18 protein-coding genes are annotated in these 17,682 nt (G+C 74.2%); 14 read left to right on the plus strand and 4 right to left on the minus strand.

Annotated features, from left to right (window positions below):
- Nucleotides 1-8: 8 nt before the first annotated feature.
- Both hemW and ACFVFS_RS29255 read left to right on the plus strand, forming a co-directional pair.
- Nucleotides 9-1,238: a radical SAM family heme chaperone HemW gene (gene hemW, locus ACFVFS_RS29250; RefSeq protein ID WP_380627750.1), complete on the plus strand. Its 1,230-nt coding sequence runs from the start codon at nucleotides 9-11 to the stop codon at nucleotides 1,236-1,238.
- A 40-nt stretch (nucleotides 1,239-1,278) separates the two neighbouring features.
- Complete coding sequence (locus tag ACFVFS_RS29255) at nucleotides 1,279-1,836, plus strand: Uma2 family endonuclease (RefSeq protein ID WP_380627752.1); 558 nt, start codon at nucleotides 1,279-1,281, stop codon at nucleotides 1,834-1,836.
- Here ACFVFS_RS29255 and ACFVFS_RS29260 read toward each other — a convergent pair.
- The 4 genes from ACFVFS_RS29260 to htpX are packed head-to-tail and all read right to left on the minus strand — an operon-like array spanning nucleotide 1,827 to nucleotide 5,088.
- Nucleotides 1,827-2,660: a DUF3097 domain-containing protein gene (locus tag ACFVFS_RS29260; protein ID WP_380627754.1), complete on the minus strand. Its 834-nt coding sequence runs from the start codon at nucleotides 2,658-2,660 to the stop codon at nucleotides 1,827-1,829. The genes ACFVFS_RS29255 and ACFVFS_RS29260 overlap by 10 nt on opposite strands.
- 37 nt (nucleotides 2,661-2,697) lie before the next feature.
- Entirely contained in the window at nucleotides 2,698-3,477 is a 780-nt protein-coding gene (locus ACFVFS_RS29265) for a DUF2785 domain-containing protein (RefSeq protein ID WP_380627756.1), read from the minus strand.
- 42 nt (nucleotides 3,478-3,519) lie between these two features.
- Nucleotides 3,520-4,107, minus strand: a complete 588-nt coding sequence (locus ACFVFS_RS29270) for a hypothetical protein (protein ID WP_380627757.1) — start codon at nucleotides 4,105-4,107, stop codon at nucleotides 3,520-3,522.
- Between the two features lie 60 nt (nucleotides 4,108-4,167).
- Nucleotides 4,168-5,088: a zinc metalloprotease HtpX gene (gene htpX / locus ACFVFS_RS29275; RefSeq protein WP_380627759.1), complete on the minus strand. Its 921-nt coding sequence runs from the start codon at nucleotides 5,086-5,088 to the stop codon at nucleotides 4,168-4,170.
- A 274-nt stretch (nucleotides 5,089-5,362) separates the two neighbouring features.
- On the opposite strand from htpX, the gene hrcA reads away from it, so the two are divergent.
- The 12 genes from hrcA to ACFVFS_RS29335 all read left to right on the plus strand — a co-directional run bounded on the left by hrcA (nucleotide 5,363) and on the right by ACFVFS_RS29335 (nucleotide 17,617).
- Nucleotides 5,363-6,397 carry a heat-inducible transcriptional repressor HrcA gene (gene hrcA, locus ACFVFS_RS29280; RefSeq protein ID WP_380627760.1) on the plus strand — a complete coding sequence of 345 codons (1,035 nt, stop codon included), beginning with the start codon at nucleotides 5,363-5,365 and terminating at the stop codon, nucleotides 6,395-6,397.
- A 73-nt stretch (nucleotides 6,398-6,470) separates the two neighbouring features.
- Entirely contained in the window at nucleotides 6,471-7,616 is a 1,146-nt protein-coding gene (gene dnaJ, locus ACFVFS_RS29285) for a molecular chaperone DnaJ (protein ID WP_380627762.1), read from the plus strand.
- An 81-nt stretch (nucleotides 7,617-7,697) separates the two neighbouring features.
- A complete protein-coding gene (locus ACFVFS_RS29290; protein WP_380627763.1) occupies nucleotides 7,698-8,447 on the plus strand; it encodes a 16S rRNA (uracil(1498)-N(3))-methyltransferase in 750 nt (249 codons plus the stop codon).
- 77 nt (nucleotides 8,448-8,524) lie between these two features.
- Nucleotides 8,525-11,767, plus strand: a complete 3,243-nt coding sequence (locus tag ACFVFS_RS29295; protein ID WP_380627765.1) for a PDZ domain-containing protein — start codon at nucleotides 8,525-8,527, stop codon at nucleotides 11,765-11,767.
- Nucleotides 11,768-11,913: 146 nt separating this feature from the next.
- Nucleotides 11,914-12,267: a histidine triad nucleotide-binding protein gene (locus ACFVFS_RS29300; RefSeq protein WP_380627767.1), complete on the plus strand. Its 354-nt coding sequence runs from the start codon at nucleotides 11,914-11,916 to the stop codon at nucleotides 12,265-12,267.
- A 4-nt stretch (nucleotides 12,268-12,271) separates the two neighbouring features.
- Nucleotides 12,272-13,192 carry a ribonuclease Z gene (locus ACFVFS_RS29305; RefSeq protein WP_380627769.1) on the plus strand — a complete coding sequence of 307 codons (921 nt, stop codon included), beginning with the start codon at nucleotides 12,272-12,274 and terminating at the stop codon, nucleotides 13,190-13,192.
- Between the two features lie 210 nt (nucleotides 13,193-13,402).
- The gene (locus tag ACFVFS_RS29310) at nucleotides 13,403-14,527 is read left to right on the plus strand and encodes a PhoH family protein (RefSeq protein WP_380627771.1); all 1,125 of its coding nucleotides are present in this window, start codon (nucleotides 13,403-13,405) and stop codon (nucleotides 14,525-14,527) included.
- Between the two features lie 14 nt (nucleotides 14,528-14,541).
- Nucleotides 14,542-15,036, plus strand: a complete 495-nt coding sequence (gene ybeY / locus ACFVFS_RS29315; RefSeq protein ID WP_355375134.1) for an rRNA maturation RNase YbeY — start codon at nucleotides 14,542-14,544, stop codon at nucleotides 15,034-15,036.
- Nucleotides 15,037-15,055: 19 nt separating this feature from the next.
- A complete protein-coding gene (locus tag ACFVFS_RS29320; protein WP_380627773.1) occupies nucleotides 15,056-16,381 on the plus strand; it encodes a hemolysin family protein in 1,326 nt (441 codons plus the stop codon).
- 33 nt (nucleotides 16,382-16,414) lie between these two features.
- A complete protein-coding gene (locus tag ACFVFS_RS29325) occupies nucleotides 16,415-16,651 on the plus strand; it encodes a hypothetical protein (RefSeq protein ID WP_380627775.1) in 237 nt (78 codons plus the stop codon).
- 30 nt (nucleotides 16,652-16,681) lie between these two features.
- Nucleotides 16,682-17,221 (plus strand): DUF4383 domain-containing protein, encoded by a 540-nt coding sequence (locus ACFVFS_RS29330; protein ID WP_380627777.1) that lies wholly within the window; start codon nucleotides 16,682-16,684, stop codon nucleotides 17,219-17,221.
- Between the two features lie 30 nt (nucleotides 17,222-17,251).
- Nucleotides 17,252-17,617: a cytidine deaminase gene (locus tag ACFVFS_RS29335; protein WP_380627779.1), complete on the plus strand. Its 366-nt coding sequence runs from the start codon at nucleotides 17,252-17,254 to the stop codon at nucleotides 17,615-17,617.
- Nucleotides 17,618-17,682: the final 65 nt, after the last annotated feature.

The following is a 17,682-nucleotide window of genomic DNA, read 5'->3' on the forward strand; positions in this document are numbered from 1 at the left end:
ATGGGGTCATGCCCTCCGCACTTCCCGACGGCGAACCGGTGCCGTCCGACGGTTCCCTGCCCGCGCACGCCCTCGACGGGCTGGGCTCGCGGCCGTTCGGCTTCTACCTGCACGTGCCCTACTGCGCCAGCCGCTGCGGCTACTGCGACTTCAACACCTACACCGCCACCGAGCTGCGCTCCTCGGGCACCGTCGCCTCCCAGGAGACCTACGCGGACAACGTGGTCGCCGAGATCCGCCTCGCCCGGCGGGTGCTCGGCGCGGACGCGCCGCCGGTGAGCACCGTCTTCCTGGGCGGCGGCACCCCGACCCTGCTGCCGGCCCGCGACCTGGTGCGGATGCTCGCCGCGGTCCGCGACGAGTTCGGGCTCGCCGACGGCGCCGAGGTCACCACCGAGGCCAACCCGGAGTCGGTGGACCCGGCGTACCTGGCGGAGCTGCGCGAGGGCGGCTACAACCGGATCTCCTTCGGCATGCAGTCGGCCCGCCCGCACGTGCTGCGGCTGCTCGACCGCCACCACACCCCCGGCCGCCCCGAGGCCTGCGTCGCCGAGGCCCGCGCGGCCGGCTTCGAGCACGTCAACCTCGACCTCATCTACGGCACCCCCGGCGAGTCCGACGACGACTGGCGGGCCTCCCTGGACGCCGCGATCGGCGCCGGCCCCGACCACGTCTCCGCCTACTCGCTGATCGTCGAGGAGGGCACCCGGCTGGCCGCCCGGGTCGGGCGCGGCGAGCTGCCGATGATCGACGACGACGTGCACGCCGACCGCTACCTGATCGCCGAGGAGGCGCTGGCCGCCGCCGGCTACTCCTGGTACGAGGTCTCCAACTGGTCCACCACCCCCGAGGGCCGCTGCCGCCACAACGAGCTGTACTGGACCGGCGGCGACTGGTGGGGCGCCGGCCCCGGCGCGCACAGCCACGTCGGCGGCGTGCGCTGGTGGAACGCCAAGCACCCCGCCGCCTACGCCCGGGCCCTCGCCGAGCACCGCACCCCCGCCCAGGGCCGCGAGCGCCTCACCGCCGAGGACCGCCGCGTCGAGCGCATCCTGCTCGAACTGCGCCTCGCCGAGGGGATCCCGCTCGACCTCCTCGCCGACACCGGCCGCGAGGCCGCCGCCCGCGCCCTCGCCGACGGCCTCCTCGCCCCCGCCCCCTACGAACGGGGCCGCGCCGCCCTCACCCTCCAGGGCCGCCTGCTGGCCGACGCGGTGGTGCGTGACCTGGTGGACTGAGTGTCGTTACCGTGGTGTCAGCCGTCGGAGGGAGCGCGCCATGACCGCCATCGATGATCGGATGACGGGGATCTTCGAGAACCTGGAGGTCCCGGAGGGCTGCAAGGCCGAGCTCATCAGGGGGGAAATCGTGATGATGGCGGGGCCGGACCTGGCCCACAACCTCATCGTCGAGTCGATCGTCGACCAGATCCCCCGCACGCGATGGCATCGGCTGCAGACGCAGGACGTGGCGTTCCCCGCCGACGGCAGCGAGCCCCAGCCGGACCTGGTGGTGATCGAGCGGGGGGCCGCCGAGGGCCCCGGGCGGCTGCTCTCCGCGCCGTCCGTGACGCTGGTGGTCGAGGTGGTGTCCAGGACCAGCGTGCTGCGCGACTACCGGACCAAGCGGGAGCTCTACGCGGAGGGCACCGTTCCGGCCTACCTGATCGTCGATCCGATCAAGGGCGTCTGCGTGCTGCTCACCGAGCCGAGCCAGGCGGCGGCCTCGGGGCTGCCGGACTACGCGGTCGAGCGGACCACCAAGTTCGGCGAGCCCGTGCCGGTCGACCTGGTCGGGGTGGTCCTCGACACGTCGGAGTTCCGGACCTACTCCTGATCCGGCAGGGTGACGAAGTCGATCAGCTCCTCGACGCGGCCCAGGAGTTCGGGCTCCAGGTCCTTGAAGGAGTCCACCGCGGCGAGGATGCGCTTCCAGGCGGCGGGGGTGTCCTCGGGCCAGCCCAGGCGGCGGCAGGTGCCGAGCTTGAAGTCCTCGCCGCGGGGGACGGCCGGCCAGGCGGGGACGCCGACGGAGGAGGGCTTCACGGCCTGCCAGACGTCGATGTAGGGGTGGCCGACGACCAGCACGTGCGGGCTGGTGACCCGGGCGGCGATGCGGTGCTCCTTGGTGCCGGGGAGCAGGTGGTCGACCAGGACGCCGAGGCGCCGGCCCGGGCCGGGGGCGAAGTCGGCGACGATCGCGGGCAGGTCGTCGACGCCCTCCAGGTACTCGACGACCACGCCCTCGATCCGCAGGTCGTCGCCCCAGACCCGCTCCACCAGCTCGGCGTCGTGCCGGCCCTCGACGTAGATCCGCGACTCCCGGGCCACCCGGGCGCGGGCACCGGGGACGGCGACCGAGCCGGAGGCGGTGCGGCCGGGGGCGCGGGAGGGGGCCGGGCCGGCGGGCCGGACCAGGGTGACCGCCCGGCCCTCCAGCAGGAAGCCGCGCGGGACCATCGGGAAGACCCGGTGCTTGCCGAACCGGTCCTCCAGGGTGACGGTGAAGCCCTCCGCGGTCTTCTCGCAGCGCACCACCGCCCCGCAGAAGCCGCTCGCCGCCTCCTCGACCACCAGGTCCCGCTCGGCGGGCACCTCCGGGGCGGGCGCCTGCTTCTTCCACGGCGGGGTCAGATCGGGTCCGTACTGGCGGCTGCGCATTCCCCGGAGTCTACGAGGCCCGGGAGCCCGCGGGGCGTCAGCCGGTGAACGGCGAGTTCACCACCAGGATCCCGGCGATCCGCTCGCGCAGCGCCGCCGAGTGCGGCAGCGGCACCGGGTCCCCGCCGCGGTCCAGGCGCACGCCCCGGTCGGCGAGCACGTACAGCATCCGCAGCGTGCGCAGGGTGTTGGAGACGACCGGGGGCACGCCGCGGCCGGTCGCGGAGGGGCGGCGCGGCGGCTGGGCGGCGATCGGGTCGAGCCAGCCGAGCGCCTGCCGCTCGGTCAGCTCGGGGCGGGTGAGGATCTGGGCGGCGGCGCGGCCGAGCCGGTCGTCCTCCATGGCGTCCAGCACGTGGTCGGTGGGGGCGAGCAGCCGGGCGGCGGCCAGCTCCAGCAGCGGTGTCGGGTCGGCGAGCAGCGGGCCGCGGCCCAGGGCGGCCAGGTAGTCGGCGCCGTGCGCGACGGCGTGCAGCCAGCCGAGCGCCGGGTCCCAGCCCCGCAGGTCGCTCTCGCCCGGGTACCAGCGGGCGAAGGCGTCCAGCCAGGCCGGGCGGTGGGCTCCGGCGTCGGCGAGTTCGGCGAGGACCAGCGGCGCGAAGGTGCGGGCCTGGATCTCGGGGTCGGCCAGCCGCCCGGCCATCTCGTCGCCGAGGGCGAGGCGCTCCTGCGGGCCGAGCAGCGGCACCCAGCGGCACAGCTGCTCGTAGGCGAGGGTGTCGCGCACATGCGGGTCGGGGGAGCGCAGCGCGGCGCTCACGGCGGCGAGCAGCTCGGGGGTCGGGGCGGCGGTCTCGATCTCGGTCCAGTTGATCACGCCCGGACCCTAGGGGCCCCGGGCCTTCCCGGCCACCGGTTTTCACAGCCCCGGCGCGCCCCAGACCGGGAACCAGCGGGTGAGGTCCTTCTCCAGCCGCAGGTCGTTGCCGAGCATGGCGTTGACCTCCAGCTCCAGCGGGCTGTCGCGCTTCTCCCCGCCGCCCGGCAGCGGGGCGAACGGGTAGAAGGTGCCGCGCTTGTACAGGTAGACCAGGGCCAGCGGCCGCCGCCCCGAGGCGTCGCGGAAGCCGACCAGCGAGCAGAGCAGCTGCGGCCCGAAGCCGTTGGCCTCCAGTTCGCTGTTGACCGCGTGCAGGTCGTTGACCAGCTCCGGCAGCTCCTCGGGGGCGTGCCGGGCGAGCAGCCAGGAGTAGCCGTAGTCGTCCCTGGACGCCTCGACGGGGACCCCGCCGCGCCCGGTGTCGGCGTCGAGCAGCGCCCGGACCTGCCGCTCGACCTCGTCGAACGCCCCGCCCTCGACCGAGGCGAAGCAGACCGAGCCGAGGCCGGTGGGCCGCAGGCCCGCCCCGGCCTCCAGCGTCAGCGCGGCGGACGGCACCCCGAACAGCTGGTCGAGGTCGGGCCTGACGGGCCTGCTGCGGCCGAACAGCGCGTCCAGGATTCCCACGGCGGTCCTTCCGGAGGTCGGGTCAACGGTCAACGGGTCAACGGGTCGACGGTCAGCGGGTCACCGGCCGAGCCGGGCGGAGATCTTCGCGAGCTGGGCCAGCCGCTGCTCCAGCGTCGGGTGGGTGGAGAACAGCTGGGTGGCGGCCTCGCGGGCGCTCAGCGCGGGGGCGAAGTAGAAGGCGTTGTAGGGCTGCGCCTGGCGCAGGTCCTTGGTCGGGATGGCGGCGATCTGGCCGGTCACCTTGGTGAGCGCCGAGGCCAGCGCGCTGGGCCGGCCGGTGAGCTGGGCGGCGGCCCGGTCGGCGGCCAGCTCCCGGTAGCGGGAGAGCAGCCGGGTCAGCAGGAAGCTGATCGCGTAGACGGCGATCGACACCAGCGGGACGACCAGCGCGACGATCGCCGCGTTGGGGTCGTTGCTGTTGCGCCCGCCGCCCATGAAGCCGCCGTACATCGCGATCCTGGTCATCGCTCCGGCCAGCACGCCGAGGAAGCCGGCCACCGTCATCACGGCGACGTCCCGGTGGGCGACGTGCGACAGCTCGTGGGCGAGCACGCCCTCCAGCTCCTCCGGTTCCAGCCGGCGCAGCAGGCCGGTGGTGACGCAGACCACGGCCTTCTGCGGGTTGCGGCCGGTGGCGAAGGCGTTCGGCATGTCGTTCCGGGCGACGGCCACCCGGGGTTTGGGCATGTCGGCGAGCGCGCAGAGCCGGTCGACGGCGCCGTGCAGCTGCGGGTACTGCTCCGGGGTGACCGGGTGGGCGCCCATGGCCCGCTCGGTGATCCGGTCGCTGAACCAGAACTGGGCGACGAACAGGCCGCCGGAGACCAGGACGATGATCGGCCAGGCGCCGCGCAGCAGGGCGATCAGCAGCCCGGTGAACCCGACGTACAGCAGCCCGATCAGGAACATCGTCCCCACCATCCGGCCGGTCAGGCCGCGGTCGGGGGCGAAACGGGTGTGGGGGCCCGAGGTCGACATCGCTGTTCCTCCGTTCGCCGTCCGCTTTCGATGCTGCCACCAGGGCGGGCCCTCGGCATCATCCGCGCGCCGCCGACTGCGGGCAGGATCACCCCGGCCGGGCCGTTCCTGCCGTCGGACCCGGGCCTTACACTGGCAGGTACGGTTCTGGCACTCAGGCGTTCAGAGTGCCAAGGCCGGGTCCCTCGGGGCCGGCCCGACAGCTCGAAATGCGGACACATGCCACGACGGCGTGTCACAACGGACAACGCGTGAAGACGGAGGTGCGTGCCCCATGGCCGGTGAGGTCCGCCAGCTCGACGACCGCAAGCTCGCGGTGCTTCGCGCGATCGTCCAGGACTACGTGGGGACGGAGGAGCCGGTCGGCTCCAAGGCCCTGGTGGACCGGCACAACCTCGGGGTCTCCCCGGCCACCGTCCGCAACGACATGGCGGCGCTGGAGGAGGAGGGCTACATCCACCAGCCGCACACCAGCGCCGGGCGGATCCCCACCGACAAGGGCTACCGGCTGTTCGTCGACAAGCTGGCCGAGGTCAAGCCGATGAGCGCGCCCGAGCGGCGGGCGATCCGGCACTTCCTGGACGGCGCGGTGGACCTCGACGACGTGGTCGCCCGCACGGTGCGGCTGCTGGCCCAGCTGACCCGCCAGGTCGCGGTGGTGCAGTACCCCTCGCTGAGCCGCTCCACGGTGCGGCACATCGAGCTGGTCGCACTGGCCCCGGCGAAGGTGATGCTGGTGCTGATCACCAACACCGGCCGGGTCGAGCAGCGGCTGGTGGACTGCCCCGGCGCGGTCGGCGAGACCCTGCTGGCGGACCTGCGGGCCCGGGTCAACACCGGGGCCGCCGGCCAGCGGCTCCCGGACGTCCCCGGGCTGCTGGACGAGCTGCCCTCGCTGTTCGAGGCGGCCGACCGGCCGACCGTGACCACCGTGCTGGCGACGCTCTTCGAGACGCTCGCCGAGCAGAGCGAGGAGCGGATCATGCTGGCCGGCACGGCCAACCTGACCCGTTTCGGCCACGACTTCCCGCTGACCATCCAGCCGGTGCTCGAAGCACTGGAGGAGCAGGTCGTCCTGCTCCGCCTCCTGGGTGAGACCGCGGACGCCGGGATGACGGTCCGGATCGGCCGCGAGAACGCCTACGAGGGGCTGAATTCCACGTCGGTCGTCTCGGTCGGTTACGGTTCGGGCGACGAAAGCGTGGCCAAACTGGGTGTGATCGGTCCGACCCGGATGGACTATCCGGGCACAATGGGGGCGGTGCGAGCGGTGGCACGGTACGTGGGCCAGATCCTGGCCGAATCGTAGGAACGGTCACCATCGGATCTGATGGTGACCGCAGTCGCAAGCACTCTTACAGGCGGAACAAGCGGAGCATTTGGTGGCCACGGACTACTACGCGGTACTCGGCGTCCGACGGGATGCGGGGCAGGACGAGATCAAGAAGGCGTTCCGGCGCCTGGCGCGCGAACTGCACCCGGACGTCAACCCGGACCCGAAGACGCAGGAGCGGTTCAAGGAGATCAACGCCGCCTACGAGGTGCTCTCCGACCCGCAGAAGCGCCAGGTCTACGACCTCGGCGGCGACCCGCTCTCGCCCAACGGCGGGGGCGGCGGGGCGGGCGGCTTCGGCGCGGGCGCGGCCGGCTTCGGCTTCTCCGACATCATGGACGCCTTCTTCGGCGCGGCCTCCGGCCAGCGCGGGCCGCGCTCGCGGACCCGGCGCGGCCAGGACGCCATGATCCGCCTGGAGATCACCCTGGAGGAGGCCGCGTTCGGCACCACCAAGGAACTCCAGGTCGACACCGCCGTCACCTGCACCACCTGCAGCGGCGAGGGCGCCGCGCCCGGCACCTCCGCGCAGACCTGCGACATGTGCCGCGGCAAGGGCGAGGTCTCCCAGGTCACCCGGTCCTTCCTGGGCCAGGTCATGACCTCCCGCCCCTGCCCGCAGTGCCAGGGCTTCGGCACCGTCGTGCCGACCCCGTGCCCGGAGTGCGCCGGCGACGGCCGGGTCCGCGCCCGCCGCACCCTGACCGTCAAGATCCCCGCCGGTGTCGACAACGGCACCCGGATCCAGCTGGCCGGCGAGGGCGAGGTCGGCCCCGGCGGCGGCCCGGCCGGCGACCTCTACGTCGAGATCGCCGAGACCACCCACGCGGTGTTCCAGCGGCGCGGCGACGACCTGCACTGCACCGTCACCATCCCGATGACGGCCGCCTCGCTCGGCACCCAGGTGCCGCTGCAGACCCTGGACGGGGTGGAGGAGGTCGACATCCGGCCCGGCACCCAGTCCGGCCAGTCCATCCCGCTGCACGGCCGGGGCATCACCCACCTGCGCGGCGGCGGCCGGGGCGACCTGATAGTGCACGTCGAGGTGCAGACGCCCACCAAGCTCGACGCCGAGCAGGAGGACCTGCTGCGCCGCCTGGCGGTGCTGCGCGGCGAGGAGCGGCCGTCCGGCCAGTTCGCGCCCGGGCAGCAGGGGCTGTTCTCCCGGCTGAAGGACGCCTTCAACGGCCGGTAGCCGTCCCGCGCGGGGGTGCCGAGGCTTCCTCGGCACCCCTTTCGCGTTCCCGTTCCCGTTCCCACCCCGGAGGTTCCCCGCATGACCGCGCCCGTGTTCGTCGTCGACACCGAGCGGATCGCCGCCGCCGCGCCCGGCGCGCTGGTGCGGCTGGACGGGCCGGAGGGCCGGCACGCGGCCGCCGTGAAGCGGCTGGAGCCGGGCGAGGCGGTCACCCTGGCGGACGGCCTCGGACTCGGCGTGGACGGCACCGTCGCGGCGGTGCACGGCAAGGACGCGGTCGAGGTGGCGGTGGCGGCCGTGCGCCGCGAGCCGCTGCCGGCGCCGCGGATCGTCGTCGTCCAGGCGCTGCCCAAGGGCGACCGGGGCGAGCTGGCCGTCGAGACCATGACCGAGGTCGGCGTGGACGTGGTGATCCCCTGGGCGGCCTCGCGCTGCATCACCCAGTGGAAGGGCGAGCGCGGCGCCAAGGCGCTCGCCAAGTGGCGGGCCACCGCGCGGGAGGCCGGCAAGCAGTCCCGCCGGCTGCGCTTCCCCGAGGTCCGCGACCTGGTGACCACCCGGCAGCTGGCCCCGGTGCTGGCCGGCGCCGCGTTCGCGGCGGTGCTGCACGAGGAGGGCGCCGAGCCGCTGGCCGGGGCCGCACTGCCCGGCGCCGGGGACCTGGTGCTGGTGGTCGGCCCGGAGGGCGGGGTCTCCCCGGAGGAGCTGGCCGCCTTCGCCGGGGCCGGCGCGAAGCCGTACCGGCTCGGCCCGTCCGTGCTGCGCACCTCCACCGCCGGCGTGGCGGCGGGCTCGCTGCTGCTGGGCCGCACCGGCCGCTGGTCGTAGCCGCGGCGTCCCCCGCAGGGGGTCGTGGTCGGGAAAGTCCCGGCGCGCGACGCGGACCGCTGCCTAGGGTGACGGGTGTGAGCGAACCCGAGAGCACTCCCGTGGGCGCCTATCTGCGCCACCCGCACCTGCACGGCGACCTGATCGCCTTCGTGGCCGAGAACGACGTGTGGCTCGCCCCGCTGGACGGCGGCCGGGCCTGGCGGCTGACGGCCGACCACGTCCCGGTCCGCCGCCCCCGGTTCTCCCCGGACGGCCGGTACGTCGCGTTCACCTCCACCCGGGACGGCGCCCCCGAGGTGCACCTCGCGCCGGTGGACGGCGGCCCGTCGCGCCGGCTCACCCACTGGGGCGACGCCCAGACCCAGCTGCGGGGCTGGACGGCCGACGGCCGGCCGATCGCCACCACCGCCGCCGGTCAGGCCTCGCTGCGCCGCACCTGGGCGCACGCCGTGCCGCTGGACGGCGGCGAGCCGGTACGGCTGCCCTACGGGCCGGTCGGCGGGCTGGCCTTCGAGCCGGGCGGCGAGCGGGCGCTGCTGGTCTCGGCGTTCGGCGTGGAGCCGGCCTGGTGGAAGCGGTACCGGGGCGGGCGGACCGGCAAGCTGTGGATCGGCGCCGAGCGCTTCGAGCGCGTCCACGAGGAGCTGGACGGCAACATCGAGTCGCCGCTGTGGGTGGGGGAGCGGATCGCGTTCCTCTCCGACCACGAGGGCGTCGGCGCGCTGTACTCCAGCCTCCCGGACGGCTCCGACCTGCGCCGCCACGGCGGCTCCCCGGAGGGCTTCTACGCCCGCGACGCCACCACCGACGGCACCCGGACGGTCTGGCACACCGCCGGCGACCTGTGGCTGCTGGACGACCTGGCCGGCGCCGAGCCGCGCCGCCTCGACGTCCGGCCGGCCGGCCCGCGCACCGGCCGCCGCCCCCGCCCGGTGTCCGCCGCCCACTGGCTGGAGGGCGCCGCCCCGGACCGCACCGGCCGGGCCGGCGCGGTGGTGGTGCGCGGCACCGTGCACTGGCTCACCCACCGGGAGGGCCCGGCCCGGGTGCTGGACGAGACGCCGGGCGTGCGCGGCCGCCTCGCCAGGGTGGTGCCGGGCCCGGCGGGCGAGGACGGCGCGCAGGGCGTGGTCTGGGTGACCGACGCCGAGGGCGACGACGCGGTCGAGTACGCGCCCGCCGTGCTCGGCGCCGAGCGCCGCCGGCTGGCCGCCGGGCGGCTGGGGCGGGTCCGCACGCTGCTGGTGTCGCCGGACGGCAAGCAGCTGGCGGTCGGCTCGCACGACGGCCGGGTGCTGCTGGTCGCGCTGGCCGACGGGGCCGTGCACGAGCTGGCGCACAGCACCGACGGCGAGATCAGCGGGCTGGCGTTCAGCCCGGACTCGGCGTGGCTGGCCTGGTCGCAGCCGGCCCTCGGGCCGTGGTCGCTGCGCCAGATCGTGCTGGCCAACCTGGCCACCCGGACGGTCTCCGAGGCGACCCCGCAGCGGTTCATCGACACCTCGCCGGCGTTCACCGCGGACGGCCGGCACCTGGCGTTCCTCTCGGTGCGCAACTTCGACCCGGTGTACGACTCGCACGTCTTCGACCTGTCGTTCCCCAACGGCTGCCGCCCGTACCTGATCACGCTGGCCGCCGACACGCCGAACCCGTTCGGGCCGAGCCGGGCCGGGCGGCCGGCCGGCGGCGAGGACGAGGAGCCCCGGGGCAAGCGGGCGGACGGTGAGGAGGGCGGGGCCGACGCGCCGCCGGTGACCAGGGTCGACCTGGACGGCATCGCCGACCGGATCGTGCCGTTCCCGGTGGAGGGCGGCCGGTTCGGCGCCCTGCGGGCGGCCAAGGACGGCGTGTTGTGGACGCGCGTCCCGCTGGTCGGCGAGCTGGGCGACGAGGCCGCCTCACTGGAGGAGGACCGCCCGCGGCCCGCCCTGGAGCGCTTCGACTTCCGCAAGCGCCGGGCCGAGCAGCTGGTGGACGGCCTGGACGGGTTCGCGGTGAGCGGCGACGGCACCCGGCTGGCCGTGCTGGACGAGGGCGAGCTGCGGATCCTGCCCGCCGACCACAAGGCGTCCGGCGAGGACGAGGAGGTCGACGTCGACCTCGACCGGCTGCGGGTGACCGTCGACCCGGCGGCCGAGTGGCGGCAGATGTACGACGAGAACGGCCGCCTGATGCGGGACAACTTCTGGCACCCGGAGCTCTCCGGGGTGGACTGGGCCGGGGTGCTGGCCCGCTACCGCCCGCTGGTGGAGCGGCTCGGCTCGCACGACGACCTGGTGGACCTGCTCTGGGAGGTGCACGGCGAGCTGGGCACCTCGCACGCCTACGTGGTGCCGCACGGGAGGCACACCGAGCCGGCCCGCCGGCAGGGCCTGCTCGGCGCCGACCTGGTCCGGGACGGCGAGGTGTGGCGGATCGCCCGGATCCTGCCCGGCGAGTCCTCGGACCCGCGGGCGCACTCGCCGCTGGCCGCCCCGGGCGCGGCGATCCGCCCGGGGGACGCCGTCCTGGCGGTCAACGGCCGCCCGGTGGACCCGGTGACCGGCCCGGCGCCGCTGCTCGCCGGCACCGCCGGGCAGCCGGTGGAGCTGACCGTGGCCGGCAAGGACGGCACCGACCGGCGCCACCCGGTGGTCGTCCCGCTCGCCGACGACGAGGCGCTGCGCTACCACGACTGGGTGGCCGGCCGGCGGGCCGCCGTGCGCGAGCTGTCCGGGGGCCGGCTCGGCTACCTGCACGTCCCCGACATGCAGACCACCGGCTGGGCGCAGATCCACCGCGACCTGCGCTCGGAGATGGCCCGGGAGGGCGTGATCGTCGACATCCGGGGCAACCGGGGCGGGCACACCTCGCAGCTGGTGATCGAGAAGCTGTCCCGGCGGATCGTCGGCTGGGGCGTCGCCCGGGACATCGCCAGCCCGGCGCCCTACCCCGAGGACGCGCCGCGCGGGCCGGTCGTCGCGCTGGCCGACGAGTACTCCGGCTCGGACGGCGACATCGTCAACGCCGCCATCCAGGCGCTCGGCATCGGCCCGGTGGTCGGCACCCGCACCTGGGGCGGGGTGATCGGCATCGACAGCCGCTACTCGCTGGTCGACGGCACCCTGGTGACCCAGCCGAAGTACGCGTTCTGGTCGGAGCGGGTCGGCTGGGGCCTGGAGAACCACGGCGTGGACCCGGACGTCGAGGTGCCGTTCCCGCCGCACGCGTGGGGGGCGGGGGAGGACCCGCAGCTCGCCGAGGGGGTCCGGCTGGCGCTGGCGGCGCTCGCCGAGCGGCCGGCGAGGACCCCGCCGCCGCTGCCCGGGCAGCGGTAGGTCCCGGCCGGGCCGCCGCGCGGCGGCCCGGCCGGGTTCCCCCTCCGGGTCGCGTCCGCCTGGCGTGACCCGAAAGGGAGGGCCTAGCATGCCGCCGTACGCACGACCCGCCCAGCACCTGCACCAGCACCCGCGAGGAGAACCCGATGGCCGGCGAGCCGCAGCCCGACTGCCTGTTCTGCAAGATCGTGGCGGGCGGGATCCCGGCCACCGTGGTGCGCAGGACCGAGCGGGTGCTCGCCTTCCGCGACATCGCCCCGAAGGCCCCGGTGCACGTCCTGGTGATCCCGCACGCCCACTACCCGAACGCCGCCGCGCTGGCCGCCGAGGAGCCGGAGACCGCCGGCGAGCTGCTCGCCGAGGCCGGCCGGGTCGCCGCCGACGAGGGCCTGGAGGACTACCGGCTGATCTTCAACACCGGCGCCGGCGCCGGGCAGACGGTCTTCCACGCGCACGTCCACGTGCTCGGCGGCAAGCCGATGACCGAGCGCATGGTCTAGTCGGGTGTCGCAGCGCGAACTCGTCGTCCTCGGCACCGCCAGCCAGGTCCCGACCCGGCACCGCAACCACAACGGCTACCTGCTCCGCTGGGACGGCGAGGGCCTGCTGTTCGACCCCGGCGAGGGCACCCAGCGGCAGATGCTGCGCGCCGGGGTCTCGGCCACCCAGCTCACCCGGATCGCCGTCACGCACTTCCACGGCGACCACAGCCTGGGCCTCGCCGGGGTGATCCAGCGGATCAACCTCGACCGGGTCCCGCACCCGGTGGACGTCTACTTCCCGGCCTCCGGCGAGGTGTACTTCGAGCGGCTGCGGTACGCCTCCGCCTACCACGAGACGGCCGTGCTGCGGCCCCGCCCGATCGAGGAGCCCGGCCCGCTGCCGGCGCCCGGCGCCCGCTTCGCGCTGGACGCCGTCCGGCTCTCGCACCCCGTCGAGTCCTTCGGCTACCGGCTGAGCGAGCCGGACGGCCGCCGGCTGGTGCCCGAACGGCTGGCCTCCCTGGGCATCCGCGGCCCGGACGTCGGCCGGCTCCAGCGGTACGGCGCGATCGAGGCGGCCGGCCGGCGGGTCACCCTGGACGAGGTGAGCGAGCCGAGGCCCGGCCAGCGGTTCGCCTTCGTCATGGACACCCGGCTCTGCGAGGGCGTGCACGAGCTCGCCGAGCGCGCCGACCTGCTGGTCGTCGAGGCCACCTTCACCGACGCCGACGCCCGGCTCGCCGAGGACCACGGCCACCTCACCGCCGGGCAGGCCGGCAAGGTCGCCGCCGAGGCGGGCGCCCGCAGCCTGGTGCTGACCCACTTCTCGCAGCGCTACCCGGACCTCGGCCAGCACCTCGCCGACGCCCGCAAGCACTTCGACGGCCCGATCGTGCTTGCCGAGGACCTCGCCCGGGTACCAGTACCGCCCCGGCGCGCGTGACCCGGCCCGCACCCGCCCGCACCCGCGCGGGCCGGTGCGCGCACGGCGCGGAAAACCGTTCGCGCCACCTGGGCGATCTGCCGCAGCATCGTCGGGTGCGGCCCCGCCGCCCGCCGCGTCGATCACGTGCGCGGCGTACCCTGGTGCCCCGGAGAGACCCAGCGGCACCACGACACACGGATGGGATGAGGCAGGCCCCAGCGCCGACCTATGAGTGACACATCGCAGACCCGTACCAACGGACAGCCGCGCCCCGAGTCGGCCGACGACGGCCGCGTCAGCGCCCGGATCGTCATCCCCGAGAAGCACCCGATGGTCACCCTGCTCGGCACCGCCGACTCGCTGCTGCGGGTGATCGAGGAGGGCTTCCCCGCCGCCGACATCCACGTCCGCGGCAACGAGGTGACCGCGACCGGCGCGCGCGCCGAGGTGGCCCTCGTCAAGCAGCTGTTCAGCGAGATGATGCTGGTGCTGCGCACCGGCCAACCCCTGACGGAGGACGCCGTGGAGCGCTCCATCGCCATGCTCCGCGGTGCCGCGGAGGACCCGGACAGCCCGGCGCCGTCGCAGGTGTTCACCGCGAACATCCTGTCCAACCGGGGCCGGACCATCCGCCCCAAGACCCTCAACCAGCAGCGCTACGTCGACGCGATCGACAAGCACACGATCGTCTTCGGCCTCGGCCCGGCCGGCACCGGCAAGACCTACCTGGCGATGGCCAAGGCCGTCCAGGCCCTGCAGGCCAAGGAGGTCAACCGGATCATCCTGACCCGGCCGGCCGTCGAGGCGGGGGAGCGGCTGGGCTTCCTGCCCGGCACCCTCTACGAGAAGATCGACCCGTACCTGCGCCCGCTGTACGACGCCCTGCACGACATGATGGACCCGGACTCCATCCCGCGCCTGATGGCCGCCGGGACCATCGAGGTCGCGCCGCTCGCCTACATGCGCGGCCGCACCCTCAACGACGCCTTCATCATCCTCGACGAGGCCCAGAACACCTCGCCCGAGCAGATGAAGATGTTCCTCACCCGCCTCGGGTTCAACTCCCGGGTGGTGGTCACCGGCGACACCAGCCAGATCGACCTCCCGGGCGGCACCCGCAGCGGCCTCAAGGTCGTCCAGGAGATCCTGGTCGACGTGCCCGACATCCACTTCTCCGTCCTCACCAGCACCGACGTGGTCCGCCACAAGCTGGTCGGCCGGATCGTGGACGCGTACGAGCGCTGGGACGCCCGCCAGGAGGCCCAGGAGACCGAGGAGCGCAGGCTCCCGGTCAAGCCCGCCCAGCGGCGCGGCTCGCGCGCACCCCGACAGTCCCATCGCACCGAAAGCTGAGTAACCAGCCCCTCATGTCGATCGACATCGCCAACGAGTCCGGTTGGGACGCCGACGAGGAGTCCATCCTCGACGTCGCCCGCTACGCACTGGACAAGATGCGGATCCACCCGCAGTCCGAACTGTCCGTGATCCTGGTGGACGGAGCGGCGATGGAGGAGCTGCACATCCAGTGGATGGACCTCCCGGGCCCGACGGACGTGATGTCCTTCCCGATGGACGAGCTGCGCCCCGGCAAGGAGGGCGAGGAGCTCCCGCAGGGCCTGCTCGGCGACATCGTGCTCTGCCCCGAGGTCGCCGAGCAGCAGGGCAAGGCGGCCCCGTCGAAGCACTCGATGGACGAGGAGCTGCAGCTGCTCACCGTGCACGGCGTGCTGCACGTGCTCGGCTACGACCACGAGGAGCCGGACGAGGAGGCCGAGATGTTCGGCCTCCAGAAGGCGATCCTCGACGGCTGGCGGGCCGAGCGGGGCCTCGGCGGCATCTCGCCGGCCCCCACCACCCACTGAGCGCGGAGCCCGAACCCCTGTGAGTGGTGAGAGTACGAGTTTCATCCTCGGTGCCGTGCTGCTGGTCGTGCTCGGCTGGCTGGCCGCCTGCGCCGAGGCGGGCATCTCCCGGGTCTCCCGGTTCCGGGCGGAGGAGGCCGTGCGCTCCGGGCGCAAGGGCTCGGCCCGGCTGCTGGCACTGGCCACCGACCCGATCCGCTACCTCAACCTGGCCACCCTGATCCGGGTCGCCAGCGAGATGGCGGCGGCGGTCCTGGTCACCGTGGTGTGTGTGCGCACCATCGACACGACCTGGCAGGCCGTGCTGCTGGCGTTCGGCGTGATGGTGCTGGTGTCCTTCGTGGCGGTGGGCGTCTCGCCGCGCACGATCGGCCGCCAGCACCCGCTCACGACCGCGACCGCGGCCTCCTTCGTGCTGCTGCCGCTGGCCCGGATCCTCGGCCCGATCCCGCGGCTTCTGATCCTGCTCGGCAACGCCCTGACGCCCGGCAAGGGCTACAAGGAGGGCCCGTTCGCCTCCGAGGCGGAGCTGCGGGCCCTGGTCGACCTGGCGGAGAAGAACGACGTCATCGAGGACGAGGAGCGCCGGATGGTGCACTCGGTCTTCGAGCTGGGCGACACCATCGTCCGCGAGGTGATGGTGCCGCGCACCGACCTGGTGATGATCGAGCGGCACAAGACCGTGCGGCAGGCGCTGACCCTGGCGCTGCGCTCGGGCTTCTCGCGGATCCCGGTGGTCGGCGACAACGAGGACGACGTGGTCGGCATCGTCTACCTCAAGGACCTGGTGCGCCGCACCCACATCAACCGGGACTCGGAGTCCGACGAGGTCGGCGAGGTGCTGCGCCCGGCGGTGTTCGTCCCGGACTCCAAGCCGGCCGCCGACCTGCTGCGCGAGATGCAGCAGATGCGCTCCCACGTGGCGATCGTGATCGACGAGTACGGCGGCACGGCCGGCCTGGTCACCATCGAGGACATCCTGGAGGAGATCGTCGGCGAGATCACCGACGAGTACGACCGGGAGATCCCCCCGGTGGAGGACCTCGGGGACGGTTCCTACCGGATCACCGCGCGGCTGCTGGTCGAGGACCTCGGCGAGCTGTTCGGGATCGAGCTGGAGGACGAGGACGTCGAGACGGTCGGCGGCCTGCTGGCCAAGCACCTGGGCCGGGTGCCGATCCCCGGATCGTCCTGCGAGATCCCGGTGCCGGAGGAGATCCCGGGCGGCCTGACCGCGATCCGGCTGACCGCCGAGAGCTCGGCCGGGCGCCGCAACCGGATCGGCTCCGTGGTCGCCGCCCCGGTGCGCGCCGGGGCGCGGGACGGCCGGGAGGCCGGCGAGTAGCGTCCGGGTGCTTCCGGGGCGACGATGGGAGGCATGACGCACCAACTTCGCGCGGAGTACGGCCCGCAGGGGAGCGCGGGCGGGGTGAAGGTCTGGCACGTCGTGCGGGAGCGGGATCCGGCCGTGGCGCTCTGCGGCCGGACCATGCCCGCCGAGGCGGAGACCCGGCCGGAGCAGGAGTGGGGCACCGGGCTCCGGGGCTGCCAGCAGTGCGGCTCGCTGTACATGCACGAGGTGCCGCACATGCAGGGGGCCCACCCCTACAGCTAGCCAGGTGCTACGGCCACTTCGGAGGTCGCCATGAAGCTGCAAGACGAACTGCCCGTCGACCACAAACTGGTGCTGGTCTGGCGGATCGGGGCGGGGCTCGGCGGGGTCTTCCTGATCGTGTTCGGCTGCCTGGGGCTGGCCGACCACCCGGGCTTCCTGTCCACCGAGGGCAACGAGATCGCGGGGATGTCCACCAACGGCGCACTGAGCATCCTGTCCATCGTGGTGGGCGGGATCCTGGTGCTCGGCGCCGTCGTCGGCGGGAACTTCGCCGCCAATCTGAACATGGCGGCCGGGGTGCTGTTCATCCTCTCCGGGTTCTACGGGCTGACGGTGCTCGAACGGCCGGACGCCAACATCCTGAACTTCGGCATCCACAACGTGATCTTCGCCTTCGCCTTCGGCGTGGTGATCACCGCGTTCGGGATGTACGGGCGGGTCAGCAGCCACCTGCCGCACGACAACCCGTACTGGCGCAAGCGGGCCGGGGAGGAACAGCCGCTGCCGGCCGGTCCCAAGACCTTCGTGAAGGTGATGCGGCCCGGGCCGCCCAACCCGATCGGGCACTGAGCACCCGCCGGACCCCGGCGGCCGGGGCCTATGCTCCTGGGCATGAGTGACATCGTCGAGCTGGACCCCGAAGACAAGAAGATCATCACCCTGGCCCGCTCCGTCCGCGCCCGCAACGGCGTGGCGGAGGGGGCCGCGGTGCGTGACGAGACCGGCCGCACGTACGTGGCCGGGACGGTCGCGCTGGAGTCGCTGCGGCTGAGCGCGGTGCAGACGGCGGTGGCGATGGCGGTGGCCAGCGGTGCGAAGTCGCTGGAGGCGGCGGCCGTGGTGACCGAGGCGGAGCAGCCCGCGGAGGCCGACCTGGCCGCGGTGCGGGACCTCGGCGGCGCGGGCACCCCGCTGCTGCTGGCCGGGCCGGACGGGGCGCTGCGCGCCTCGGTCGGGGCCCGCTGAGAGCGTGCGGTCGACCGGCGCCCGGGGCTCGTGCCCCGGGCGCCGGCGCGTTCCGGAGCCGCTGG

Origin of the sequence: Kitasatospora sp. NPDC057692 (genome assembly GCF_042799475.1) — a bacterium.
Taxonomy (GTDB): domain Bacteria; phylum Actinomycetota; class Actinomycetes; order Streptomycetales; family Streptomycetaceae; genus Kitasatospora.